A 25,664-nucleotide genomic window follows, 5' to 3' on the forward strand; every position below is an offset into this window, starting at 1 on the left:
TAACGTGAACTATGCAAAACAATCGAATCGCGAAAAAGCAGCGATGCTCATGATTTCCCTGGGACCTGAAGTGGCAGCGAACGTCTACAAACATCTTTCAGAAGAAGAGATGGAACAACTGACGCTTCAAATTTCAGCGTTAAAAAAAGTGTCCCCGGAAGAAAAGGATAGTATTCTCGGTGAGTTCCATGAACTCGCCATGGCACAAAGTTATATCACTCAGGGTGGAATCGGGTTTGCGAAAACTGTCCTTGAAAAAGCAGTTGGTGAAGACAAGGCGATGGCATTGATTCATCGTCTGACTTCCACCTTACAGGTCAGACCGTTCGAGTTTGCACGAAAAGCAGACCCGAAACAGTTATTGAACTTTATTCAAAACGAGCATCCTCAGACGATTGCGTTAATCTTAGCGCATTTAGAACCGGTCAAGTCAGGGCAGATCCTGTCGGAACTTCCACCTGAGATTCAATCGGAAGTCGCGAAACGGATTGCGACGATGGATCGACTCAATCCAGACGTCATCCATGAGGTGGAGCAGATTCTAGAAAAGAACTTGTCACAGACAGATATGCAAGATTATGCCCAGTCGGGTGGAATCGAGGCGGTCGTCGAAGTCTTGAACGGTGTCGACCGGACGACGGAACGCACCATCCTCGATGCGCTCGAAATCGAAGATCCAGAACTCGCAGAAGAAATCAAGAAGCGAATGTTCGTCTTCGAAGATATCGTCACGCTCGACTCTCGTGCGATTCAACGAATCATTCGCGAAGTGGCGAACGACGACTTGTTGCTTGCACTCAAGGTCTCTTCAGAAGAAGTCAAACAAATCATCTTCAAGAACATGTCTCAACGTATGGTTGAAACGTTCAAAGAAGATATGGAATTCATGGGGCCGGTGCGGTTGCGTGACGTCGAAGAGGCACAGAGTCGAATCGTCGGAATCATTCGTCGTCTAGAGGACGTCGGTGAGATTGTAATCAGTCGAGGTGGAGGAGATGACATCGTTGTCTAATGTAATTAAACGCCAACGTGCAACATCGAATACCCCGCAACGAATTGAATCGAAGCGATTAGAGACACCCGTTATAGAACCGAATGACGGAATCGATCATGGGGATGTCATCCAATCACGCTATGAGAAGTTGAAGCAGGACGAAGAAGCGTTCCAACAGTTTCAGCAGACGGAAGTCGAACAGTTGGAGCGGTTGAAGCAACAAGTGTTTGAAGAAGCGCGTTCAGAAGGATACCAAGAAGGTCTCCTTCAAGGTAGGCAGGATGGATTGGCTGAATTTGAAGAGATCACGACGCGTTTGAATTCCATTTCGACCGAACTCGAACTCTTATTTGAAGAAAAGTGGAGGCGAGCGGAAGAACAACTCATTGAATTGGCCGTTACAGTCAGTGCACACGTGACGACAGACCTTGTCCGAAAAGATGAAGAACTGTTTGCGACGATGATTCGTGATCAGATGTCACACATGATCGACGCCGAAGCACTTACAATCTTTGTTCATCCGACACGTCTTGCCTCGATTCAGCGATTCGAAGCGATGTGGCGGACAGTAGAGACACCTCCTCTGAAATATCGAGGGGACGGATCATTGGATGAGACAGCAGTTCGAATCGAGTCGCCACATCGTGGCAATGAAGTCGATTTGACATATAGTTTCGAACGGATCCAAGCCAAAATCGAGGAGGTTCTAGCGGATGGCGCTTATTGAGCAGGTTCTCGGCTCGATTAAACAGTCTACAGACGGCGAGTTCACACGAAAAATCGGTCGAGTTTGTCGAGTCATCGGCTTGATGATTGAGTCGAACGGACCGAGTGCGTTTGTCGGAGAGCGCTGTTTGATTGTCCTTCCTTCGAATGAAACAGTCGAAGCTGAGGTCGTCGGATTCAATGAAGAGCGCGTCCTTCTCATGCCATACGGTGAAACCACACAAATCGCGCCTGGCTGTCTAGTCAAAGGAACGGGGAAAATGCTTCAAGTTCCTGTAGGGGAAGAGTTGATTGGTCAAGTGCTCGATGGTTTAGGGCGTCCCCTGTCAGGTGAACGACTTGTGACCGGTAAGCGTTATGATGTTCAACGCAAACCCCCTAACCCGTTGAATCGACCGAGGATTTTGGATGCACTGTCGACCGGTGTCCGGATGATCGATGGGCTGTTGACTGTAGGTAAAGGGCAACGGGTCGGTTTGTTCGCCGGCTCCGGTGTCGGGAAGTCGACCTTGCTCGGAATGATTGCCAAACGTTCTTCAGCCGACATTAACGTCATCGCCTTGATTGGAGAACGGGGCCGGGAAGTAAAAGAGTTCATCGAAAAGGAGCTCGGACCAGAAGGCATGGCTCGTTCCGTCGTGATTGTAGCGACAAGCGACCAACCCCCGCTTGTTCGGTTGAAGGGAGCTTACACGGCGACCGCGATTGCCGAGTACTTCCGGGACCAAGGGAAAGAAGTGGTCTTGATGATGGACTCGGTGACACGATTTGCGATGGCGCAGCGTGAAATTGGTCTCGCGACGGGCGAACCTCCGACATCGAAAGGGTACACCCCGTCCGTATTCGCCATGTTGCCTCAACTACTAGAGCGAAGCGGGACAGCGGCATCAGGGTCGATCACTGCGTTCTATACGGTCCTCGTCGACGGAGATGATATGAATGAACCGATTGCCGATGCGGTGCGTGGGATTTTAGACGGACACTTTGTCATGGACCGGGCGCTCGCAAACCGTGGGCAATTCCCGGCAATCCATGTACTGAAATCAATCAGCCGGGTCATGAACCAAATCGCTTCTCCGGCACATAAGGAGGCGGCCCAAACGTTCCGCAGCTGGCTTGCGACCTATATCGATGCGGAAGATTTAATCAATATCGGAGCGTATAAAAAAGGCACCAATCCTGCGATTGATACTGCCGTGGATAAATATCCATACTTGTTGACGTTTTTAAAACAATCGATTGAAGAAGATGCTGCTTTCGAACAGACGATGACCCACTTGTCACATATCGCACGAGGTGAATCATGAACAGACTCATATTAGAACGAATCATGCCGATTGCGGAACATGAAAAAGAAGATGCCGCCATAGAAGTCAGAGGATTTAAGGCAAGACTTGAGACAGAGATGGAGAAGCTATATGACCTTCTTCTCATGTATGAGTCGCTCATCAAACACCAAGACGAACAATCTGGAAACATCGACCTTCTCATGTCGCAGTATCGAGAAAAGACGCGAGAGCAAGTGAAACGTCAAATCGAAACGCAACAGCTCGTCGTACAACAGGCCCGCAATCGCTATCATGCGTCGCAAGAACGATTGCTCGGTAAAGTGGTGGAAGAAAAGAAATACGTGACGCTACATGAAAAGGTCAGCATGCAAGAGATGACGGTAGCTAAACTTACAGAGCAACAAATGATGGATGAACTTGCTGTGATTCATCATGGGAAAGGGAAGTAGCATGGCAAAAGAGAACAATAAACGAGGCAAGCAAATGATCGTGGCGTTAGTCCTCATTCCAGCAATCTTCATCCTAGTCGGTGGGATCGTCGTCATGAACTATGCGATGGACCGTCCGCTCTTATCCGTTCCCTTATTAGAAGTGAACGAGGACGAGAAAACGGAAGAATCAAAAAAAACGGAGACGCAGGTGAATGTGACGGGAATCGATTCGGACGCAGCGAACCGATTAAAAGCGGCGAACAGTGAGATTGAAAAACTTCGCAACGAAAATGTGGAATTGACGAACGAAGTAAAGGCTAGACAAGAAGAAATCACCGATTTGATTCGTGAACGAGATCGACTCGTCTCGGAACTAGAGGCAGCGTCAAAAGAAGAGGAATCATCATCTGACGTCGCTAGCGTCTATGAAGAAATGTCAGCCAAACAGGCGGCAGCCATTATGGGTGAACTCGAAAGCCCTCAAGTTGCTGAACTGTTGAAGGAACTATCACCTAAGCAACAGGCAGACATCTTAGGACGAATGAATGCACAACAGGCTGCGGTTGTGACGCAGCTTCTCCAATGAACACAAGAAGGGAGGGCCAACATTGAATATCGCTTTATTGACGCAAGCCATTCAAGGATCGATGGCTCGTACTGGAACAGTGGAGGGAGAATCACAGGGAGCAGGTGGATTTTTAAGCCTCCTTTCTGCGATGCTTGCCCCAATGCAAGGCTCAGGGGAGCAGGCAGAACTTCCTCAACTTGAAGAAGGTGTGCTTCCTGAAGGATCAGTCGATTTGGAAAAAGTGGCACAGGAACTCGAAACATGGTTTCAAAAGCCTGATACATTGAAGTGGCTAAAATCACTGCCACAAGATGCGTATCGGACGTTTATGGATGCATATGTAAGTTTACTCGGTCAATTGTCTAATCCTTCGCCTGAGACTGAAATCCCGTCTTCGGTTTTACCGGCGATTGTACAGACGACGACTACGCCGAAAGTCCATACTACGAAGCAAACAGAGGGAAATACTCAGACGACCAACATTGCACTGACTCAACAAGTTCCAAACCAAGAACTTGCCAAACAGGTTCAAACGATGCAACGGATCATCACACAGTATAAAGGACCAATCGAAGGTACATTGAAAGAAGTTCCCGTCTTGCCAAATGTTGAAACCTTAAAAATCGCAAAACCTGCGCTACAGCCAAATAACGTAGACTGGATGCCGAAAGGGATGAACTGGTCAAGACCACAGATTGACGTGGACACGGTCATGTATGCCTCAAAAGGATCCCTTCCTGAAAATTTACAAGCTCGGATTGAAGCGGCTCTTCAAAAGGCACCGTTCAAAAGTGGGGCGGACGGTTCAAAAGTATTCACCGTACGATTATATCCGGAGCAGTTAGGGGAACTCGTCGTTAAGCTAGAGCGGAAGAATGGAGAACTTGTCGTCAAGATGTTTGCCAGCAATCAAGAGGCGAAACAACTGATTCAATCGCAAGTTCAACAGTTGCAACAAACGTTGACACCCCATTCGCAAAACGTTCGGGTCGAGGTCAACTTGACACAACAGGCACTCGATTCTAAAGCAGCCTTGTCAGACGGTTCCGAGCAATCGGAACAAGAACAACCACAAGAACAGCCTAAAGGAGGGTCTGAAGATGACGAGCATTCAACCGAAGACGAATGATTATACATTGCCAGATCAGTCGCTCCCAAAAGCGACAAATCAATACGATAAAGACATGTTTATGAAGTTGCTTCTCGCTCAAATCGCGAACCAGGATCCGATGTCACCTATGGAAGATAAAGAATTCATCGCACAGATGGCACAGTTCTCGTCGCTCGAACAAATGCAAGCCATCTCAAAACAACTCGACTCGGTTCTCGTCGACCGTCACATGTCGTCGATTTCTGAATACAGTAGCATGATTGGGAAAACGATCGACTTCACATCGGAAACGAGTGAAGAGACGACGAAAGGGTCGGGTCGGGTCGTTTCCATTTCTCGTAACGACTTAACCGGATATATGGCTGATCTTGAAGACGGCACATCTGTCAGCGTGTACGATATCACATCCATCAAATAAGCATAGGAGGAATACATTATGTTAAGAGCAATGTACTCAGGAATCAGTGGATTGAAGAACTTCCAATCGAAGCTAGACGTCGTCGGGAACAACATCGCCAACGTCAACACGTTCGGTTATAAAAAAGGTCGCGTCACGTTCAAAGACCTCGTCAGTCAACAAGTCGGGAGTGCGTCGGCCGGAAATGCGACAACAGGTGGTGTGAACCCGAAGGAAGTCGGTCTCGGGGGGACGATGGCGACGGTCGATAACGTCTATAACCAGGGTGCCATGCAAAACACAGGACGCGCCCTTGACGTTGGGATTTCAGGTGAAGGATTCTATGCGACGATGGTCAATGGTCAAATCCAATACACGCGCGCTGGGAACTTCTACACGGACAACCAAGGTAATTTGGTGACGGGCGACGGGACATACCTCATTGGTTCTCAGACGAACACGTTGCCTCCTTCTGGTGTTGCCGGAGTTGCAGCCACACCTACTGCAGTAAATATGGGGGCGAACTTAGACGCACCTTATTTAGCAGCTGATGCAGGTACACAAACCGTTAAATACGGTCGAATTAAAATCCCAACAGATGCAAAATCGCTTTCAATTGGTAAAGACGGACAAGTTAGTTTCGTAGCTGCTAATGGTGAACTTCGTATCGCTGGTTATATCGTCACGTCGAACTTCTCGAACAATGCCGGGTTATCAAAAGTCGGAGCCAACAACTTCGTACAATCACAAAACTCCGGTGCTCCACAGTTTGGCGTACCTGGTGCGGGCGGTCGCGGTGAACTTGTCTCAGGTGCACTTGAAATGTCAAACGTTGACCTATCAGAAGAGTTCACAGAAATGATCGTGGCACAGCGTGGATTCCAGGCGAACACACGAATTATCACAACATCGGACGAGATCCTTCAAGAACTCGTCAACTTGAAACGCTGATGATTCGCGTCACGGCATTTCGCGGTGAGGAGTTCGTGCTGAACGCTTTGCTCATCGAAACGGTGAAGGCAGAGCCCGACACGATCATCCAATTGTTTAATGGCAAAACGTATCTCGTAAAAGAAACGAAAGATCAAATCATTGAACGAACTGAAGCCTTTTACCGCTCAATCGGTTTAGTCGGAACGATGTTCACAAGAGGTGAAGAAGATGAGTGAAGAAGAAAATAAAAAAGGTGGCGGCCTAAAGGTCGTAATCATCCTGCTTGTCGTCCTGCTCGTCATGGGCGGTGCCGGATTCATGACGTACAAATATGTCTTCGGTGATAACGTCACTGCTAAAACGAAACCGGTCACAGCTGAAGAGTTGGCAGAACGGAGTTTCATGACCGATGATATGACGACGAACATTCAAGACGAGCGTTTCATCAACGTTCAATTTACGATCGTCACAGATTCGGCTGAAACGAAAGAGAATTTAGAACTTCGCAAATTCCAAGTGCACAACGTCATTTTAGGTGACTTATCCGGGATGACGAAAGCCCAATTGGCAACAAAAGAGGATATGCAAAAGTTCGAACAAACATTACGAGAACAACTTAACGGACTGCTTGAAGAAGGTGAAGTCCAACGCGTCTATATGACGAAGAAAATTATTCAGTGAGGTGGCATCATGGGAGAAGTACTGTCTCAACAAGAAATTGATGCCTTACTATCTGCTTTAAGCAGTGGGGATGTCGAAGCGGACTCCTTTCTCGCGCAAGAGGAAGAGAAGAAAGTACGACAATACGACTTCAAGCGAGCCGTTCGATTTTCAAAAGACCAAATTCGTAGCTTAACTCGGATTCATGAGCATTTCACACGAATGCTCACGACATTTTTCTCGGCCCAACTTCGCACGTACGTTCAGTTTTCGGTCAACTCGGTCGAACAATTACCGTACGATGAATTCATTCATTCTATTCCGAGCATGACGATGATCAACTTGATTGAGGCGCCACCGTTAAACGGGCGATTCATCATCGAGGTCAATCCGAACATCTCGTACGCGATGTTAGACCGATTACTCGGTGGTCCCGGTGTCGAGATGGACAAAATCGAATCGTTCACCGAAATCGAGATGCGGATCTTGACGCAATTGTACAAACGGGCGTTTTCGACATATGGGGATGCTTGGGAATCGATTGCTGAGATTAAAGCAGAAATGTCAGCCGTGGAAGTGAATCCGCAGTTCCTGCAACTCGTCTCACCAAACGAAACGGTCGTCTTGATTTCAATCGGTGTGACAATCGGTGAAGTGAGCGGAACGATCAACATCTGTCTGCCATTTGTCACAATCGAACCGGTATTGTCCAAGCTATCGAGTCATTACTGGATGCAAGAAGCGAATCGACGAAATGCGAGTCAATCGAGTAAGGAACCGCTTAAAGCCCAATTGATGAACTCGACGGTCGAGGTCGTATCCTTACTCGGTGAGACGACGATCACATTTGGAGATTTGTTGCATCTAGAAGTCGGAGATTGTTTGGCACTCAATCAATTAGCAAAAGAACCCCTGTCCGTCATGGTGGGGGAAAATAAAGTATTTAAAGGGCAAGTCGGTGTGAGCGGGAAGCGAATGGCGGTTCAAGTGCTTCACCGTGTGAAGGAGGAAGAGCAATGAGTGAGATGCTGTCACAAGATGAAATTGATGCGTTATTACGCGGGACAAGCGACAATACGCCGACGCCAGAAGTCGATGCGAAAGAAGAACATTTAGATTCGATGGAGAGCGATGCACTCGGAGAAATTGGGAATATTTCATTCGGGAACTCGGCAACGGCCTTGTCAACATTACTACAACAAAAAGTTGAAATCACTACACCGGTTGTCAGTGAAGTGAGAATTGAAGCGTTACGCGAACGCTATCCCACTCCTCATGTGGCGCTTCGAGTAGGCTACACAGAAGGAATCCAAGGGGAGAACGTCCTCGTCTTGACTCGCGAAGATGCGGCCATCATCTCTGACCTCATGTTAGGCGGGACCGGAGAAAATGTTGATCCGGAGAGCCTTGATGAGATTCGGTTGTCGGCAGTTCAAGAAGCAATGAACCAAATGATGGGGGCGGCCGCAACGTCTTTATCGACGGTATTTTCGAAGAAGATTGACATCTCGCCACCGCTTGTCGAAGTGTTCGATGCGACGAAGAACCAAACCATCATCGATCGCCTTGAACTTTGGGAGACGATGGTACTCATCGAGTTCAATCTCAAAGTAGGTACGTTGATTGATTCAACAATCGTTCAGATCGCACCGATTCAATTTGGAAAGCAATTGGTCGATGAGTTGATGAAAGCTACAGGGGAAGCCCAGGCAGCACCGGAACCGGTGAAAGCGCAGCCGCAAGCGGAAGCGCCAAAACCACAACCGCAAGCCCAACAACAGGCGCAACCAGTCACCCCGCAACCAAGTAAACAAAAATCGATGCCGGAAGTGGCAGTTAGCCAAGCGGAATTCATGCCGCTCCAATCACCGGCATCGCAAGAAGCGGCCCCGGCGAATCTTGGGTTGTTATACGATGTCCCGTTAAACGTGACAGTAGAGTTAGGAAGAACGAAGAAATCCGTTCGGGAAGTACTTGAGTTATCACAGGGCTCCATCATCGAACTCGACAAACTAGCGGGTGAGCCGGTAGACATTTATGTCAACCAACAGCGAATCGCTAGAGGAGAAGTCGTTGTCATTGAAGAAAACTTTGGGGTACGTGTAACAGAAATTATTCAACCGCATGAGCGGATCGGAATCGTTTAAGGAGGAATTTAGAATGAGTGCAAAAGTATTAGTAGTGGATGACGCAGCGTTCATGCGTATGATGATCAAGGACATTTTGACAAAGAATGGATATGACGTAGTAGGTGAGGCAGAAAACGGCGCGGACGCTGTCGCGAAATACCGTGAACTCACACCGGATCTCGTCACACTTGATATCACGATGCCTGAGATGGATGGACTCGCAGCATTGAAAGAAATTCGTAGCTTCGACTCGAATGCGAAAATCATCATGTGTTCAGCGATGGGACAACAAGCGATGGTCATCGATGCCATTCAAGCTGGAGCAAAAGACTTCATCGTCAAGCCTTTCAATGCAGAACGTGTCATCGAAGCAGTTTCTAAAACGGTCGCACAATGAAGAAATGGTGGTTGATTATTCTCCTCGTGGTCGGGCTCTCTGCTCCGGCCACGGTTGAGGCCGCCACCGTAGACCAACAATTCGAGCAACAACAGACAGATGAACAGGAAAGTAACGTTCCAACGACAGCGTCAACCATTGGCAATGGCGTGAAAGTCGTGTTGAGTCTCGTGGTCGTGGTCGGCGGATTTATCGTCTTGATGCGTTGGCTCAGTTCTAAAACACAAGGCGTGAAAGCGACTCAACATATGAAACATCTCGGAGGCGTCCCGCTCGGAAAAGACCGTTCCGTCCAGCTCGTGAAGCTCGGTGACCAAGTGTATGTACTCGGTGTCGGCGATTCGATTCAACTGATCGATCGACTCGATGCGGACACGATGGAGGAAGAGCAAACGGAATCCTTGTCACTCCGAACGTCAAATTCGAATGCATTTTTAGACACCTTTAAGAAACAACTCGCTCAGCTAGAAGAAGTGAGGAAGAAATCATGACGACGTTTGAGCAATTGATCAATTTAGAAACACCGGACAGTACGTCGACATCCATCAAGCTTTTGATTTTGTTGACATTGCTGACGCTCGCACCATCCTTTTTAATCTTGATGACTTGCTTTACCCGGGTCGTGGTCGTCTTGTCATTCATTCGACCGGCACTCGGTACACAGCAAACGCCACCGAACCAATTGATTGTCGGATTGGCACTATTCATCACACTGTTCGTCATGTCTCCGGTTCTCTCGGATTTGAACGAGAACGCATTGAAACCGTACCTCGATGACAAGATCTCACAAGATGAGGCGTTCGATGAGGCAAGTGGGACGATGAAGGAGTTTATGTCGAAATATACAAGACAAGAAGATTTACAACTGTTCTTAAAGTATGGGAACTACGAGCAGCCGGAGACACTTGATGATGTGCCGCTCCTCGCTTTGGTGCCTGCTTACGCGATCAGTGAGTTGAAGACCGCTTTCCAAATCGGCTTCATGATTTTCTTACCGTTTTTGATCATTGATATGGTAGTCGCAAGTGTCCTCATGTCGATGGGGATGATGATGCTTCCACCGGTCATGATTGCACTGCCGTTTAAATTATTGTTGTTTGTATTGGTCGATGGCTGGCACTTGATTGTGGAATCATTGCTTAGAAGTATGTAGGGGGAACGGACATGACACAAGAAATGGTCATCTATTTGGCGACAGAGAGTGTGTGGACCTTATTAAAAATATCAATGCCACTTCTGCTCATCTCACTGATCGTCGGTCTCGTGATCTCGATTTTACAGGCCACGACTCAAATTCAAGAACAAACGCTATCGTTCGTTCCGAAAATTATTTCGGTCTTCATCGGTCTCGTCATCTTTGGACCGTGGATGCTTCAACAGATTGAAGGATTCACGCGTTTGATCTTTGAGTTGATGGTTGAGGTTGCATCGAAATGAATGCGGTCGACTTCATCAGTATGTATGGGTTAACGTTCGCACGACTGTCTGGCTTTTTTGTCAGTGTCCCGTTGTTCTCGACGAGACAATTACCGGTCATGCACCGCGTCGGATTCAGTGCGTTTTTAGCGTATTACGCGATGTTCACACTGACCGAGCCAATCCAGATGACGAATGCGTTCGTCCTGCAAGTCGTCTATGAAGTCATGATCGGACTTTTACTTGGACTGTTAATCAACATCCTATTTTTTGCACCACAAATTGCCGGTGGGGTCATTGATTTACAGCTCGGATTAGCGATGGCTTCGGCATATGATCCGATGTTTGGCGGTCAATCGCCATTGATTGGACGATTTTATTATATTTTTACGCTGTTCATTTTGTTAACGAGCAACCTGCATCTTCTGCTGATTGATGGCATTTATTATAGCTTTCAAATCTATCCGCCTGGTCAACCGATGATCAACTTTACCGAAGCCTCTTTGATGATGGCCGTGAAAGTCGTCACCATGACCATGATGGTCGCGTTGCAATTGGCGTTGCCGATGATGGCTTCCTTGCTCCTTGTTGACTTAGCTCTCGGATTTTTAGCGAAGTCAGCGCCACAGTTCAATATCTTTGCCATCGGATTTTCATTTAAACTCATCGCCGGCTTTGCCGTCATGGTTTTATTGATGGGACTGACATTGACAGGGATCAGTCAGTTCATCCCGCTATTACAAGAAGTGATGCACGACTTTATGCTCATATTAGGAGACGCCTCATGAAGAAGCCTCTATATCCTTTATCGGTCAATCTACAGTTTTTTGCAGGCGAAAAGACAGAAAAAGCGACGCCGCGTAAACGGGAAGACTCCCGAAAGAAGGGGCAAGTCGCCAAATCAGCCGATTTGACTGGAGCGTTCGCACTTTTTGCGATGTTTCTCATGTTATCTTTTTTCGGTCCCGTGATTGGGCAGCAATTGCTTTCTTTAATCAGCGATTTACTCAGCCCAGAGTATTTATTGTTTAACGTGACGGGCGGCATGTCGGATATGGTCGTCGACTTAATGCTCCGTGTCGGTTTGATTTTGGCTCCGTTCTTTGTCGTTGCCGTCGTGTTTGGGATTCTCATCAATTACCTACAAATCGGAACGTTATTTTCTTTAGAAGCCATTCAACCAAAGCTTGAGCGGATCGACCCGATCAAGGGGGTCAAACGCATCGTCAGTATGAAAGCGGTCGTCGAATTTTTAAAGTCCTTATTCAAATTGTTAATCATCCTGACAACCGCTGTCGCTGTCCTTTGGAAAAATCAGAAAGAACTGTCTCGGATGGCCGTCGAACAAGTTCGTGAATCGATTGTCGCACTCGCGAGTATCACGATTGAACTCGGTCTTTGGGTAAGTGTCGCCTTGCTCGCACTTGCACTACTCGATTTATTCTACCAACGATTTGATTTCGAGAAATCGATCCGAATGTCTAAGCAAGATATAAAAGATGAGTACAAAAATACGGAAGGTGACCCACTCATCAAATCTAAAATCAAACAGCAACAACGGGAAATGGCGATGCGACGGATGATGCAAGAGATACCGAATGCCGATGTCGTCATCACGAACCCGACCCATTACGCGGTCGTCATTCGATATGATGACACGAAAGATTTTGCGCCGCTCGTGGTCGCCAAAGGGGTCGACCGGGTCGCCTTTCATATTCGAGATGTCGCAAAAGAACATGACGTGGCCATTGTTGAAAATAAACCACTCGCGCGCGCGCTCTATGCGCAAATCGACATCGGTGAAGTGGTAGACGAATCGTTTTATCAAGCCATTGCGGAAGTACTGGCATTCGTCTATCAAATGAAGCAACCGTCTTGAGGAGGAGTATGTGTTGGCAGTAAAAGCGAAAGACTTTGCAATTTTGATTGGTGTGTTGATGATTGTCATCATGCTGATCATCCCGCTACCGGGGTTTTTATTAGACTTTTTAATCATCGTAAATATTTTGATCGCCATCATGATTCTACTTGTGGCGATGAATGCCCGGGAAGCACTTGACTTCTCCGTATTCCCTTCTCTCTTATTGATTGTGACGTTGTTTCGTCTTGGTTTGAACGTATCGACGACCCGTTCGATTCTATCTAAAGGTTATGGTGGGGAAGTCATCGAGACGTTCGGTGATTTCGTCATCGGTGGAAATGTCCTTGTCGGATTTGTCGTCTTTCTGATTCTTGTCATCATTCAATTCGTCGTCATCACGAAAGGAGCAGAGCGTGTATCGGAAGTATCTGCTCGCTTCACACTCGATGCGATGCCGGGGAAACAGATGGCCATCGATGCCGATTTGAACTCTGGTTTAATTGACGATAAGGAAGCCCAGATGCGTCGCCGTAAAATTCAAAGCGAGGCGGACTTCTATGGATCAATGGACGGGGCATCGAAGTTCGTTAAAGGAGATGCCATCGCTGGTATTATCATCGTTACGATCAACTTGATCTTCGGGATTATCATCGGTGTCGTTCAAATGGGATTACCAGTTGGAGAAGCGTTCCAAACGTTCTCACTCATGACAATCGGGGATGGCTTGGTCAGTCAAATCCCAGCACTTTTGATTTCGACCGCGACCGGGATTATCGTGACCCGTGCCGTCTCGGATGGAAACTTAGGGGAAGACGTAATCGACCAGCTCGGTCAAAACCCATCACTCCTTTATATCGCCGGGTCGATTGTCTTCATGCTTGGTTTTGTATCACCGCCCCTACTTCCTGTGACGATGATCATTGCCGGAACGGCATTCTTCGGCGCCTACACGATGCGTCGAAATATCCGTCAGGCAACGGAAGAGCCGATGCTCGAAGAGGAACCATCGACAGCGCCGACAGAATCAGTCGTCTCGCTGTTGCAGATTGACTCGATTGAATTTGAATTCGGGTATGGCTTGATTCCGCTTGCAGATGAGTCTCAAGGCGGTGACTTGTTAGACCGCGTTGTCATGATTCGTCGTCAACTCGCACTCGAGCTTGGCTTCATCTTACCGACGGTCCGGATTCGCGATCACTTGCAGTTATCACCGAACGCATACCGAATCAAAGTCAAAGGGAACGTCGTTGCAGAGGGAGAGCTATTGCTGGATCATTACTTGGCGATGAGCCCGGGCATCGAAGACCCTGAGGTATATGGAATTGAAACAACGGAACCAGCATTCGGTCTTCCTGCCCTTTGGATTGATGAAGAAACACGAACTCGGGCAGAAATGAGCGGGTATACCGTCGTTGATCCGCCTTCTGTTGTCGCGACTCACTTGACCGAGACGTTGAAGAAACATGCGGCAGATTTACTCGGTCGGGAAGAGACGAAACAACTCGTCGAGCACCTGAAAGAGACGCATCCGGTTCTCGTAGAGGACGTGACGCCGTCAGTCCTTTCGATTGGCGAAATTCAGAAAGTGTTGCGCCACTTACTCCAAGAAAGTGTTTCCATTCGAAATTTGCCGCTTCTGTTTGAGACGATGGCAGACTACGGAAAAGTGACGAAAGATGCGGAAATCTTAGGAGAGTATTGCCGTCAAGGCTTGTCCCGTCAATTGACCGATCAAGTCAAACCACCTGAAGGTCCCCTTTACGTCGTGACACTCGGCGGACAGACGGAACAGACGGTGCAAGATGCGGTTCAGAAAACGGAGTTCGGGAACTATTTGGCGCTCGACCCAGAGCAAGCTCGAGAGATTATCGAGCGCACTGGCGAACAACTGTCGATGTTTGAACGATATGGGGCATCGGCTGTGATTTTATGTTCCCCAACGATTCGTCTGTTCGTTCGTCAATTACTCGAACGGTATTATCCAGATGTGCCGGTATTGGCTTATAACGAATTACTCAGTTCCGTCGAAGTGAAAAGTATTGGGGTGATTTAACATGCAGATTAAAAAGTTTACGGCGAAAACCATGGCTGATGCGATGGCGAAAGTGAAACAAGAGCTCGGAGACGAAGCGGTCATCCTCAACTCACGACAAGTGAAGACAGGATGGTTCGGTCTCTTTGCGTCAAAGCAAGTGGAGGTCATCGCAGCCCTCGAAAAAGAGCAAGTCGTCACAAAGCCACGACAGCCTGTCCCTGTTCGGACAGCACCAACACCATCACAACCTGTCATCCCGCAAACACCACCACGTGTGATTGGAGGAGCGGCACCGAGACTACACGCCTCGTTGCAACATGTCGAATCGCTGCTCTCGACAGAATCCTTTGCCGATGAGTCGTGGGAGGAAACGCTGAACGAACTATACTACACGACAAAATCTGTAGAAGAAGCTGAACGTTTCGTTTACGAACAAGTCAAATCGTCGTTCATTGAACCGCCTGAAGCGAAGCGATATGTTATGGTCGTTGGACCGACGGGGGTCGGCAAGACGACCACGCTCGCCAAACTTGCGGCGCACTTCAAGCTGACGGAAGGCAAAACGGTCGGATTGATCACGACCGACACGTACCGAATCGCTGCCATCGAACAGTTGAAGACGTATGCTGAAATCATGAGTATTCCGGTGGAAGTGGCATATGACTTTCATGACTTCAAGCGTGCCAAGCAATTGTTTGCTCGTAAAGACATCGTGCTAATCGACACGGCGGGACGAAATTTCCGCGATCCGGCTTACGTCGAACAGTTTCATGAACATCACGACTTCACTGAAACAAGCCTTTCGCTCGTTTTGAGTTTGACATCCAAAACGAAGGACATGGATATGATCTATTCGCAATTCGAGTCATTGCCTCTTAGCTCACTCATTTTTACGAAGGCGGACGAGACAAGTGATATCCACGCGATGTACCGCATGGTGAAAAAGAGCGGTCTTCCGGTCGCCTGGATGACAGACGGCCAAGAAGTGCCGGACGATCTGATTCGGGGGAATGCGGACGCACTGACGAAACGACTGTTTGAGAAAGAAGGGTGGGCAAGATGGACCAAGCAAGGCGTTTAAGAGCAATCAATGATGCCCATCCGACGACAATCGCCTTTGCGAGTGGGAAAGGTGGGGTCGGAAAGACGAACGTCTGTGTAAACACGGCCATCGCCCTAGCTGAACTCGGAAAACGAGTGTTGATTGTCGACTTTGACATCGGAATGGCCAATGTGCACATCTTGATGAATGCCATGAAGTCCAGAACGATGATCGAGACCGTCAAAGCTCGTATTCCATTGGCTGCAGCTGTTCAGAAAAATGTATATGGTGTCGATATATTACATGGAGGGAGTGGGCAGGACCAACTCGTCCATCTCTCAGATGATGACATGCAATTTCTCATGCGAGAACTCGAAGTATTGACCGAATATGATTATGTCCTGTTCGATATGGGGGCTGGAGCGACGGACACTTCACTCCAGTTCATCGCGGGTTGCGATGAGATGTTCTTGATTTTGACTCCAGAACCTACCTCGCTAATGGACGGTTATGCATATACGAAACTGGTGCACCATCAGTACCCGGACTTACCGCTTGGCGTCATCGTCAACCGAGCCCAGTCCGGTGAGGAAGCCCTTCAATGTTTCGAACGGATGGAAGTCGCATGTAAACAGTTTTTAAATAAGACGATTCGATTCCTCGGCTTTCTACCAGACGACTCATCTGTCAGAAAGGCAGTCATCGCCCAAGTCCCGTTTTATCAATACAACCGAAAGAGTGATATTAGCTGGCGCCTCGAACGAATTTTGACAACGCTTACGGGTACGCCTCCGAAACCACGTCACTTGATGGACCGTTTGATGGGGAACTTACGAAAACAGTGGAACCGAGTATAACGACAGGGAGGTAAATGAGATGGACGTGAATGAATACTTAGGGTTGTTTTTAGATGAATCCCAAGAACATATCCAATCGATCAACACACAGTTACTTAAATTAGAACAATCGGGTGGGGCGGATGTTGTACAGGAGATCTTCCGGTCCGCGCACACGCTAAAAGGGATGTCTTCGACGATGGGGTACGAACGCGTTGCCAACTTGACACATGAGATGGAGAGCGCGCTCGACCTCGTCCGTGGCGGCAAAAAGGAAAGTAACCAACTCTTGTTGGATACGATGTTCATCGCCATGGAACAGATGGAAGACATGATTGCGGACATCGAGAGCGGAGGACAAGGCGCGAACGTGGATGTATCAGAAACGGTCGCCGCATTCCAATCCTTCATCGGTGGGAAAGAAGTCGCAGTCGAAAAAACGTCAGAGACGAGCACGTTTGAGATTGATCTATATACGAACTCGGTCATCGAGCAAGCCAAACAGACAGGCTTTGAGGCGTATCAAATCACAGTCAAACTGTCTGACGCGGTCGTTTTGAAAGCGGCCCGTGCGTATATGGTATTCGATCGCCTTCAAGAACTCGGTGAGGTCGTCAGCACACATCCGGAGACAGAAGAAATCGAACAAGAGCAATTTGACTTATCGTTCGACGTCTTATTCTTGTCACAAGAGACGGCAGAAGTGATTGAACATGCCATCGCTCAAGTATCGGAAGTGGAGCGCGTCGAAGTCAATACGTATACAGAAACAGCGGTCAGTGAGCCAGAAGTCGCTGTGACAGCGGAGACGATTGCACCTGAACCTGTCGTTCAAGCTACCTCGGACAAGGAAGAAGCGAAAGATACGAAAGAGCAAGTAGCCGCTCAAGCACAAGCAAAAACGATTCGCGTCAACTTAGAACGAATTGATCGTCTGATGAACTTATTTGAAGAGTTCATTATCGACCGTGGACGACTTGAGCGCCTGGCGGACGAAGTCGGTCAACCAGAATTGAATGAAACGGTCGAAAAAATCAAGCGGGGAACGAACGAGTTACAATCACTCGTCTTAACCCTCCGGATGATGCCAATCGAACAAGTGTTCAATCGCTTCCCACGAATGGTGCGTTCGGTCGCAAAAGAGATTCATAAAAAAGTCCAGTTGGACATTTCAGGTGCTGAAACAGAACTCGATCGCACGGTCATCGATGAAATTGGCGATCCGCTCGTCCACTTGATCCGTAACGCCATCGATCACGGCATCGAACGTCCGAAAGTACGTCTTCAAGCCGGAAAACCGGAGCAGGGCATGCTTGCACTCCGTGCGTATCACGGCGGAAACCGAGTCTTCATTGAAATCGAGGACGACGGTGCCGGCATCAACGTCGACAAGGTTCGCTCGAAAGCGTTGGAGCGCGGCGTGATCACAGATGAAGAAGCGACGACGATGTCTGAGAACGAATTGGCGATGCTGATCTTTGCTCCGGGCTTCTCGACGGCAGACGTGGTCACTGACTTGTCAGGACGCGGTGTCGGACTCGATGTCGTCAAAAATAAAATCGAGTCACTCGGTGGGGTCGTTTCTCTAGAGACGGTTGCGGGACAGGGCACGAAGTTCCAAGTCAGCTTACCGCTCACCCTTTCGATCATCTCGGCGATGCTCGTTCAAGTGGGAGAGGAATCGTATGCGATTCCATTGACATCGATCCTTGAGACGACATTACTTGATGAAGCGGACATTTTGACAGCACACCGTGAACGAGTTTTCGACTTCCGTGGTCAACTGGTCCCACTCGTCTACATGAAAGAAATGTTTGGCATCGAATCAGAGACGAAGTCGCAATTCCCGGTCGTCGTCGTTCGAAAAGGCAACAAACTCGTCGGCGTCGTCGTCAACGATTTGATCGGTCAACAAGAAATTGTCATGAAACCGCTCGGTACGTATCTTGAAGGGATTCCAGCTATCTCTGGTGCGACCATTCTTGGTGACGGTCGCGTCGCCCTTATCGTAGATAGTAACGATCTCTTTTAAGGAGGAATATTGATGGAACAGAAATGGGTAGTCTTTTCACTTGAAGAAAATACGTATGGGATCGACGTACAGTCGGTCCGTTCAATCGAGCGACTTCAGCCGATCACACGAGTGCCGAACGCACCGTCACATGTGAAAGGGGTCATCAACCTTCGTGGTGTCGTCACGCCGGTCATCGACCTTCGCTTGCGACTCGGCTACGAAGAAATCGAACCAACGGATGAAACGCGCATCCTGATCGCCTCGTTGAATCAAGGAGATGCCGGATTTATCGTCGACCGTGCGAATGAGGTCGTGGAAAGCGATGAAGTACGAATCGAACCGATTCCGGAATCGAGCCGCGATATGCTCTCGGCACATCTGACAGCCATCGCAAAAGGAGAAGATAAACTCTTCTCCTTACTCGATGCGAATGCGTTGTTTGAGGAACAGTATGCTGAGTGAGTTTGAACAAGACCTGTTAAAGGAACTGGGAAATATAGGGTCTGGACATGCGGCGACTGCCTTGTCGGCAATGCTTTCGAAACCGGTGAACATTACCGTGTCTTCTGCCGAAATGGAACCGATCACCTATTTACCAGAGCGAGTCGGCGGTCCGGAACGACATGTTGCCTCGGTCTTGTTGGAATTAGATGGTGATATTCGTGGAATGATCCTCATTTTGTTCGCCGTGGAAGATGCCGAGCAAATGGTTTCGACCTTGATTGGGATGCCATATTCATTTGATTCTTTTGATGAGCTCGGCCAATCGGCTTGGGAAGAGGTCGGGAATATTATGAGCGGTGCTTATGCGCGAGCGCTAGGTGACTGGTTACAGACACCGATTATGATTCAAGTGCCGGCAACGGCCATCGATATGGCAGGTTCGATTGTTGAATTTGTCGTCACGTCTGTACAACCTGAGGAAGACGCGGCGCTCTATATCGACACGACATTTATGATTGATCAAAAAGTAAGTGCAGGACATGTGTTGTTCCTACCAACACATGGGTCGCTCAAACGGATTCAAGAACGGTTGCTTGGCAATGGCTGATGTATTAAAAATCGGCATTGCCGAATGGAAGCAGACGACCGCACCAAATCGGTTACGTACAGCCGGACTTGGGTCATGTGTGGGTGTCATTTTATATGACACCCGCCTCCAATTGGCAGCGATGGCACATGTCATGTTGCCGGACTCGACGATTGCTCGTAAGAACCAGACGATTGAAGTAGGAAAATACGCAGATACAGCCATTGATACACTCGTGCATTCATTGAAACGAGAAGGGGCCACGCGGCTTCAAGCAAAGATGGCAGGCGGCGCTCAGATGTTTCAGTTTAAATATGAGAACGAGGCGATGCGAATCGGTGAGCGAAACGCCGAGGCCATCCGCCAAGCATTAAAAGTCCATCGTATTCCGCTCGTGGCAGAAGATTGTGGCGGACATAACGGGCGGACAATCGAGTTTGATGTCGCAACATCTGTCTTATCGATTCGGACGGTGAGCGTGGGTACGAAAGAACTATAAGGGGGGATCGACATGACGACTCATCTTACACAGTTGTGGGATCGCTGGAATATGGACCGTGATATGGATACAGCAAACGAATTACTAGCACATTACGAGTTTCTCATCCACTACCACGTACAACGGATGATCGTGACGCTTCCAAAGAGCGTCGAACGCGACGAATTGAAAAGTTTGGGTTACATGGGATTGTACGATGCCCTTATGAAATATGATCCAGAGCACAATAATAAATTTGATACGTATGCTGCGTTTCGGATTCGTGGAGCCATTATCGACGGTTTACGAAAAGTGGATTGGTTACCTCGGTCGGTTCGAGAAAAAGTGAAAAAAATCGATCAGGTGGCAGAACAGCTTGAACAGTCGTTACATCGTGCTCCAACGAAGAGCGAGTTAGCTTCGGCATGCGACTTACCGATTGCAGAAATCGAACGAACGATGGCGGAAGGGTACTTTGCCAATATGTTGTCGATTGATGAGGCCGTGACGTTGCAAGAAGAAGGAAAAGTCATGTCTGTCACGTATTTCGACCCGGATTCTGAAAAGCCAGAAGATACGTTGTTGCAACGCGAATTGATTGATGTGCTGGCAGCAGAAGTCGACCATTTATCCGAAAAAGAACGACTCGTCGTCTCTTTGTTTTACTTTGACGAACTGACGTTGACGGAGATTGGGGAAGTGCTCGAACTGTCAACATCACGGATTTCGCAAATTCATTCCAAAGCGTTGAAGACATTAAAACACGCGCTCGGTCGGTCCTATTTAGAAGAAAAGACATCGTAAGGAGATGAACAAGTGTATATTATATATGTGATCACAGCTTGTTTGGTTGCTTACGGTTTTTTATTCGGCTACCGACAAGTCCAAGCGCTGCAGGAACGAGTCGAACGGCTCGAACGAGAGAAGCAAGAGACCGAAACGTTGCTTCTTTCATTCATGGAGTCGATGAACGACCTCGTTGTTCAAGAACCCGTTGAACGTTCGAACGTGGTTCAACAGGAAGAAGCTTCATCGCTCCCTGTCAATGAGTCCGTTCAAACGGTCGTAGAGGCGACAGAAGAGACGACCCCGTCCGCGTCAATCGACGTGGACGATGTCTTGTTGCGACATTCCGTGCGGGACGCTGCCCGTATCCTCGGAAAAGGCGAGGGCGAGCTTGCGCTTTATGCGAAACTTCGTAAAAAGTGAGAGTTGCCGGATTTCGTGACATATGCTATAGTAATTCTCGGTGTTAAACACATCACACACGTCTCGGGATGATATTCCTCGGTGCCGAAAGGTCGGAATACAACAATGAACGAGGCGGAGGACTTTTTTAAACCACAAGGAGGAAATTTATCATGGCAGTAATTTCAATGAAGCAATTGCTTGAAGCTGGTGTACACTTCGGTCACCAAACACGCCGTTGGAACCCAAAAATGGCGAAATACATCTTCACAGAGCGTAACGGGATCTACATCATCGACCTTCAAAAGACGGTCAAAAAAGTAGACGAAGCTTACAACTTTGTTCGTGAACTCGCGGCAGAAGGCGGAAACGTCCTCTTCGTTGGTACGAAAAAACAAGCTCAAGATACAATCAAAGAGGAAGCAATCCGTTCTGGGATGTTCTTCATTAACGAGCGTTGGTTGGGTGGAACACTCACTAACTTCTCAACAATCAAAAAGCGTATCAACCGCTTGAAGCAACTCGAAAAAATGGAAGAAGACGGCACGTTCGAAGTACTTCCTAAGAAAGAAGTCATCATCTTGAAGAAAGAAATGACTCGTCTTGAGAAGTTCCTCGGCGGAATCAAGGACATGCCTGGTGTGCCTGACGCCCTCTTCATCGTTGACCCACGTAAAGAGCGTATCGCAATCGCGGAAGCTCACAAATTGAACATCCCAATCGTTGCGATTGTCGACACAAACTGTGACCCAGACGAAATCGATTATGTAATCCCAGCGAACGACGATGCAATTCGTGCAGTTAAATTGCTCACTTCGAAGATGGCTGATGCAATCATCGAAGCGAAGCAAGGTGAAGAAGAAGTTGCTGAAGAAGCTGTAGCGACAGAAGCTGAAGCTACAGAAGCTGAGTAATCAGTGAGACAATAGGTGATAAAGGGAAAGCCTTTTATCACCTTTTTTTAGGACATGTATTCAAAAAGCCCTGTGCTTTTTCTTAAAATTCGTTAGTTTTACAAGGAGGAATTTCCGATGGCAGTTACAGCAGCAATGGTAAAAGAACTTCGTGAAAAAACAGGAGCAGGAATGCTCGATTGCAAAAAAGCACTCGTTGAAACAGACGGTGACATGCAAGCAGCAATCGACTTCCTTCGCGAAAAAGGAATCGCTAAAGCAGCAGCAAAAGGTGATCGTATCGCCGCTGAAGGTTTGACAGCAGTAGCAGTTGAAGGCAACAAAGCTGTGCTCGTCGAAATCAACTCAGAAACAGACTTCGTTGCGAAGAACGAGAAGTTCCAAACACTCGTGAACAACGTAGCAAAAGCAGTACTCGCATCAGGCGCAACAACTGCAGAAGCGGCACTCGCGGCTGAGTACGAAGCAGGTAAAACACTTGAAACGTACATCCAAGAAGAAGCTTCGACAATCGGAGAGAAAATCTCACTCCGTCGTGTAGCTGTTCTTGAAAAAGCTGACGATGCAGTATTCGGTACGTACCTCCACATGGGTGGTCGCATCGGGTCAGTCGTTGTAATCGACGGCACATCTGACGAAACAGTTGCTAAAGACGTTGCAATGCACGTTGCTGCAGCACGTCCACTTTACGCGACACGCGATGAAGTATCAGCTGAAGAAATCGACCGCGAGAAGAAAGTCTTGACTGAGCAAGCACTTAACGAAGGCAAGCCTGCTAACATCGTTGAGAAGATGATTGCTGGTCGAATGAACAAGTACTTCGAAGAAATCTGCCTCGTTGACCAAACGTTCGTAAAAGACAGCGACTTCAAAGTTGGTAAGTACGTAGAATCAAAAGGCGGAAAAATCAACTCGTTCGTACGCTTCGAAGTAGGAGAAGGTATGGAGAAACGTGAAGAGAACTTTGCTGAAGAAGTTATGAACCAACTTAAAAAATAATCTGTGTCACAATCTGTGATACAACTAAAATTGGGAACACGTCTGTATAACCTTGAGTTAGTTCGTTAAGGGAGCGTGTTCCCTTTTTTCAAGCAAGAGGAGGCAAAGTTATGGAACCGAAATATAAACGAATTGTGTTAAAATTGAGTGGAGAAGCGCTCGCTGGAGATCAAGGTTACGGGATCGACCCTAACATTGTAAACTCAATCTCAAGTCAAATTAAAGAATTGATCGAGATGGGTGTAGAAGTCGCCGTTGTTGTAGGTGCCGGAAACATTTGGCGTGGAAAGACGGGTAGTGAACTCGGGATGGATCGGGCAAACGCAGATTACATGGGTATGCTCGCAACTGTATTGAACTCACTTGCTCTTCAAGATAGCCTTGAAACGTACGGTGTCCAAACGCGCGTCCAAACATCAATTGAAATGCGACAAGTTGCTGAACCATACATTCGTCGTCGCGCAATGCGTCATCTTGAAAAAGGACGCGTCGTTATCTTTGCGGCCGGCACAGGAAACCCATATTTCTCAACGGACACGACAGCTGCTCTCCGTGCGGCTGAAATCGAAGCTGATGTCATCTTAATGGGTAAAAACAATGTGGACGGCGTCTATTCAGCTGATCCGAAATTGGACGCAACGGCAGTGAAGTACGATACGTTGTCTTACCTTGACGTCTTAAAGGATGGACTTCAAGTCATGGACTCGACAGCAACGTCACTTTGTATGGACAACCACATTCCATTGATTGTATTCTCATTGCTTGAAGAAGGTAACATTAAACGTGTCGTTCTCGGGGAACATATCGGGACGGTAGTAGGAGGAGTCAATTCATGAGTGTCAAAGAAGTATTGAAAACAGCTGAAGAAAAAATGGAAAAAGCGCATTCTTCACTTAAACGTGATTTTGGAACGCTTCGCACTGGCCGTGCCAGCGCATCGATTTTGGATCCTGTCCAAGTTGATTACTATGGTGTCCCAACACCACTCAATCAAGTGGCAAACATCAATACACCAGAAGCGCGTCTACTTTTAATTCAACCATGGGATAAGTCGATGGTTTCTGAAGTAGAGAAAGCGATTCAAAAGGCAGACCTCGGCTTGTCTCCATCATCTGACGGTACGGTCATCCGTTTGGCGATTCCTGCATTGACGGAAGAACGTCGTAAAGAATTAGTTAAAGTCACGAAAAAATACGCAGAAGAAGCGAAGGTCGCTGTCCGTAACGTACGTCGTGATGCAAATGAAAACTTGAAGAAACTCGAGAAAGATGGCGAGTTAACAGAAGACGATCTCCGCGGATATGCAGATGACGTTCAAACGTTGACGGATTCGTATATCAAGAAGATTGATGAATCTGCAGCAATTAAAGAAAAAGAAATCATGGAAGTGTAATCACGGAAGTGGTATACCAAAAAGCTGTGTGGGGACCCTTTTTCTGAGAGGGTCCTTCTTTCATACAATCAGGAGGATAACAGAATGTTTAAATGGGTGAATCCTAAAACGAAAATCGAGGCGGAGTTAAGTGTTCCTGAGCACGTAGCCATCATCATGGATGGAAATGGGCGCTGGGCCAAAAAACGTGGTCTCCCTCGCATCATGGGTCACCGGGAAGGGATGAAGTCCATCCGGGAAGCGGTACGAACAGCGCAGGAACTCGGGATTCGGTCTCTGACGCTTTATGCGTTCTCTACAGAGAATTGGACTCGTCCGGAAGAGGAAGTCTCATTCTTGATGAAACTGCCGAAACAGTTTTTGGAGACCGATTTGAAAGAACTCCACGAACAGAATGTACGGGTGCTCGTTGCGGGAGATACGTCGAAACTCCCACGAGAGACACGAGAAGCCGTTAACGAGGCGAGAGAACGGACCGTTGCGAACACAGGGTTGAACCTTGTCTTCGCACTCAACTACGGGGGACGAGATGAGCTCGTTCAAGCGATGCGTAGCATTGCAGCAGACGTTCAGTCCGGTTTGGTTCAGGCAGACGATATCGATGATCGTATGATTGGTGAACGACTCATGACACACGTTCAAGATGTAGATCTCGTTATTCGGACGAGCGGTGAGCAACGACTCTCTAACTTTTTATTATGGCAAAGCGCGTATGCTGAACTTCATTTCACAGAAGTATTGTGGCCGGAATTTAAGCGTGAGCATTTTGTAGAAGCGATTGAATCATACAACGCGCGCACGCGACGTTTTGGTGGGGTGTAAC

32 protein-coding genes are annotated in these 25,664 nt (G+C 47.8%); all 32 read left to right on the plus strand.

Annotation, left to right across the window (positions count from 1 at the left end):
* Positions 1–4: 4 nt before the first annotated feature.
* The 32 genes from fliG to KNO71_RS08445 all read left to right on the plus strand — a co-directional run bounded on the left by fliG (position 5) and on the right by KNO71_RS08445 (position 25,663).
* Positions 5–1,012 (plus strand): flagellar motor switch protein FliG, encoded by a 1,008-nt coding sequence (gene fliG, locus KNO71_RS08290; RefSeq protein ID WP_026826250.1) that lies wholly within the window; start codon positions 5–7, stop codon positions 1,010–1,012.
* Complete coding sequence (locus KNO71_RS08295; RefSeq protein ID WP_078146699.1) at positions 996–1,721, plus strand: FliH/SctL family protein; 726 nt, start codon at positions 996–998, stop codon at positions 1,719–1,721. The genes fliG and KNO71_RS08295 overlap by 17 nt, the downstream gene beginning before the upstream one ends.
* Positions 1,708–3,027: a flagellar protein export ATPase FliI gene (fliI, locus tag KNO71_RS08300; RefSeq protein WP_078146700.1), complete on the plus strand. Its 1,320-nt coding sequence runs from the start codon at positions 1,708–1,710 to the stop codon at positions 3,025–3,027. Before KNO71_RS08295 ends, fliI begins: the two co-directional genes overlap by 14 nt.
* Positions 3,024–3,458 (plus strand): flagellar FliJ family protein, encoded by a 435-nt coding sequence (locus KNO71_RS08305; RefSeq protein ID WP_159562090.1) that lies wholly within the window; start codon positions 3,024–3,026, stop codon positions 3,456–3,458. Before fliI ends, KNO71_RS08305 begins: the two co-directional genes overlap by 4 nt.
* A gap of 1 nt (position 3,459) precedes the next feature.
* The gene (locus tag KNO71_RS08310) at positions 3,460–4,026 is read left to right on the plus strand and encodes a MotE family protein (protein WP_214687933.1); all 567 of its coding nucleotides are present in this window, start codon (positions 3,460–3,462) and stop codon (positions 4,024–4,026) included.
* Between the two features lie 22 nt (positions 4,027–4,048).
* Positions 4,049–5,137, plus strand: coding sequence for a flagellar hook-length control protein FliK (locus KNO71_RS08315; RefSeq protein ID WP_078146703.1), 1,089 nt, complete (start codon positions 4,049–4,051; stop codon positions 5,135–5,137).
* Complete coding sequence (locus tag KNO71_RS08320) at positions 5,109–5,537, plus strand: flagellar hook capping FlgD N-terminal domain-containing protein (protein WP_078146704.1); 429 nt, start codon at positions 5,109–5,111, stop codon at positions 5,535–5,537. Before KNO71_RS08315 ends, KNO71_RS08320 begins: the two co-directional genes overlap by 29 nt.
* Before the next feature lie 18 nt (positions 5,538–5,555).
* Positions 5,556–6,467, plus strand: coding sequence for a flagellar basal body rod protein FlgG (gene flgG / locus KNO71_RS08325; RefSeq protein WP_214687935.1), 912 nt, complete (start codon positions 5,556–5,558; stop codon positions 6,465–6,467).
* On the plus strand, positions 6,467–6,685 hold the full coding sequence (locus KNO71_RS08330) for a flagellar FlbD family protein (RefSeq protein WP_031421671.1): 219 nt from the start codon (positions 6,467–6,469) through the stop codon (positions 6,683–6,685). Before flgG ends, KNO71_RS08330 begins: the two co-directional genes overlap by 1 nt.
* Positions 6,678–7,130, plus strand: a complete 453-nt coding sequence (locus KNO71_RS08335) for a flagellar basal body-associated FliL family protein (protein WP_078146706.1) — start codon at positions 6,678–6,680, stop codon at positions 7,128–7,130. Before KNO71_RS08330 ends, KNO71_RS08335 begins: the two co-directional genes overlap by 8 nt.
* Positions 7,131–7,139: 9 nt before the next feature.
* The gene (gene fliM / locus KNO71_RS08340) at positions 7,140–8,129 is read left to right on the plus strand and encodes a flagellar motor switch protein FliM (protein ID WP_214687937.1); all 990 of its coding nucleotides are present in this window, start codon (positions 7,140–7,142) and stop codon (positions 8,127–8,129) included.
* Positions 8,126–9,256: a flagellar motor switch phosphatase FliY gene (fliY, locus tag KNO71_RS08345; protein ID WP_078146708.1), complete on the plus strand. Its 1,131-nt coding sequence runs from the start codon at positions 8,126–8,128 to the stop codon at positions 9,254–9,256. Before fliM ends, fliY begins: the two co-directional genes overlap by 4 nt.
* 13 nt (positions 9,257–9,269) lie before the next feature.
* On the plus strand, positions 9,270–9,635 hold the full coding sequence (locus tag KNO71_RS08350) for a response regulator (RefSeq protein WP_015881400.1): 366 nt from the start codon (positions 9,270–9,272) through the stop codon (positions 9,633–9,635).
* The gene (locus KNO71_RS08355; RefSeq protein ID WP_015881401.1) at positions 9,632–10,126 is read left to right on the plus strand and encodes a flagellar biosynthetic protein FliO; all 495 of its coding nucleotides are present in this window, start codon (positions 9,632–9,634) and stop codon (positions 10,124–10,126) included. Before KNO71_RS08350 ends, KNO71_RS08355 begins: the two co-directional genes overlap by 4 nt.
* Positions 10,123–10,788, plus strand: a complete 666-nt coding sequence (gene fliP, locus KNO71_RS08360) for a flagellar type III secretion system pore protein FliP (protein ID WP_015881402.1) — start codon at positions 10,123–10,125, stop codon at positions 10,786–10,788. Before KNO71_RS08355 ends, fliP begins: the two co-directional genes overlap by 4 nt.
* Before the next feature lie 11 nt (positions 10,789–10,799).
* Complete coding sequence (gene fliQ, locus KNO71_RS08365) at positions 10,800–11,072, plus strand: flagellar biosynthesis protein FliQ (RefSeq protein WP_015881403.1); 273 nt, start codon at positions 10,800–10,802, stop codon at positions 11,070–11,072.
* Positions 11,069–11,839, plus strand: a complete 771-nt coding sequence (fliR, locus tag KNO71_RS08370; protein ID WP_147537295.1) for a flagellar biosynthetic protein FliR — start codon at positions 11,069–11,071, stop codon at positions 11,837–11,839. Before fliQ ends, fliR begins: the two co-directional genes overlap by 4 nt.
* Entirely contained in the window at positions 11,836–12,930 is a 1,095-nt protein-coding gene (flhB, locus tag KNO71_RS08375) for a flagellar biosynthesis protein FlhB (protein ID WP_214684481.1), read from the plus strand. The genes fliR and flhB overlap by 4 nt, the downstream gene beginning before the upstream one ends.
* A 13-nt stretch (positions 12,931–12,943) precedes the next feature.
* Positions 12,944–14,965, plus strand: a complete 2,022-nt coding sequence (gene flhA, locus KNO71_RS08380; RefSeq protein ID WP_256440172.1) for a flagellar biosynthesis protein FlhA — start codon at positions 12,944–12,946, stop codon at positions 14,963–14,965.
* A gap of 1 nt (position 14,966) precedes the next feature.
* Positions 14,967–16,028 (plus strand): flagellar biosynthesis protein FlhF, encoded by a 1,062-nt coding sequence (locus KNO71_RS08385; RefSeq protein ID WP_214684476.1) that lies wholly within the window; start codon positions 14,967–14,969, stop codon positions 16,026–16,028.
* Positions 16,007–16,846 (plus strand): MinD/ParA family protein, encoded by an 840-nt coding sequence (locus KNO71_RS08390; RefSeq protein ID WP_015881408.1) that lies wholly within the window; start codon positions 16,007–16,009, stop codon positions 16,844–16,846. Before KNO71_RS08385 ends, KNO71_RS08390 begins: the two co-directional genes overlap by 22 nt.
* Before the next feature lie 19 nt (positions 16,847–16,865).
* The gene (locus KNO71_RS08395) at positions 16,866–18,857 is read left to right on the plus strand and encodes a chemotaxis protein CheA (RefSeq protein ID WP_214687940.1); all 1,992 of its coding nucleotides are present in this window, start codon (positions 16,866–16,868) and stop codon (positions 18,855–18,857) included.
* Positions 18,858–18,869: 12 nt separating this feature from the next.
* Positions 18,870–19,301 carry a chemotaxis protein CheW gene (locus KNO71_RS08400; protein WP_015881410.1) on the plus strand — a complete coding sequence of 144 codons (432 nt, stop codon included), beginning with the start codon at positions 18,870–18,872 and terminating at the stop codon, positions 19,299–19,301.
* Positions 19,291–19,890: a chemotaxis protein CheC gene (locus KNO71_RS08405; protein WP_015881411.1), complete on the plus strand. Its 600-nt coding sequence runs from the start codon at positions 19,291–19,293 to the stop codon at positions 19,888–19,890. The genes KNO71_RS08400 and KNO71_RS08405 overlap by 11 nt, the downstream gene beginning before the upstream one ends.
* On the plus strand, positions 19,883–20,368 hold the full coding sequence (locus tag KNO71_RS08410; protein ID WP_031421691.1) for a chemotaxis protein CheD: 486 nt from the start codon (positions 19,883–19,885) through the stop codon (positions 20,366–20,368). Before KNO71_RS08405 ends, KNO71_RS08410 begins: the two co-directional genes overlap by 8 nt.
* Before the next feature lie 12 nt (positions 20,369–20,380).
* On the plus strand, positions 20,381–21,151 hold the full coding sequence (locus tag KNO71_RS08415; RefSeq protein WP_159562099.1) for a FliA/WhiG family RNA polymerase sigma factor: 771 nt from the start codon (positions 20,381–20,383) through the stop codon (positions 21,149–21,151).
* A 12-nt stretch (positions 21,152–21,163) separates the two neighbouring features.
* Positions 21,164–21,556, plus strand: coding sequence for a hypothetical protein (locus KNO71_RS08420; protein WP_214687941.1), 393 nt, complete (start codon positions 21,164–21,166; stop codon positions 21,554–21,556).
* A 152-nt stretch (positions 21,557–21,708) separates the two neighbouring features.
* Positions 21,709–22,449 (plus strand): 30S ribosomal protein S2, encoded by a 741-nt coding sequence (gene rpsB, locus KNO71_RS08425; protein ID WP_015881415.1) that lies wholly within the window; start codon positions 21,709–21,711, stop codon positions 22,447–22,449.
* A gap of 117 nt (positions 22,450–22,566) precedes the next feature.
* Positions 22,567–23,448: a translation elongation factor Ts gene (tsf, locus tag KNO71_RS08430; RefSeq protein WP_078146717.1), complete on the plus strand. Its 882-nt coding sequence runs from the start codon at positions 22,567–22,569 to the stop codon at positions 23,446–23,448.
* A gap of 110 nt (positions 23,449–23,558) precedes the next feature.
* Positions 23,559–24,284 carry a UMP kinase gene (pyrH, locus tag KNO71_RS08435; protein ID WP_015881417.1) on the plus strand — a complete coding sequence of 242 codons (726 nt, stop codon included), beginning with the start codon at positions 23,559–23,561 and terminating at the stop codon, positions 24,282–24,284.
* Positions 24,281–24,841 (plus strand): ribosome recycling factor, encoded by a 561-nt coding sequence (gene frr, locus KNO71_RS08440; RefSeq protein WP_031421698.1) that lies wholly within the window; start codon positions 24,281–24,283, stop codon positions 24,839–24,841. The genes pyrH and frr overlap by 4 nt, the downstream gene beginning before the upstream one ends.
* An 84-nt stretch (positions 24,842–24,925) precedes the next feature.
* Complete coding sequence (locus KNO71_RS08445) at positions 24,926–25,663, plus strand: undecaprenyl pyrophosphate synthase (protein WP_214687942.1); 738 nt, start codon at positions 24,926–24,928, stop codon at positions 25,661–25,663.
* Position 25,664 lies beyond the last annotated feature (1 nt).

The organism is Exiguobacterium sp. s163, assembly GCF_018617135.1.
Taxonomy (GTDB): Bacteria; Bacillota; Bacilli; order Exiguobacteriales; family Exiguobacteriaceae; genus Exiguobacterium; species Exiguobacterium profundum.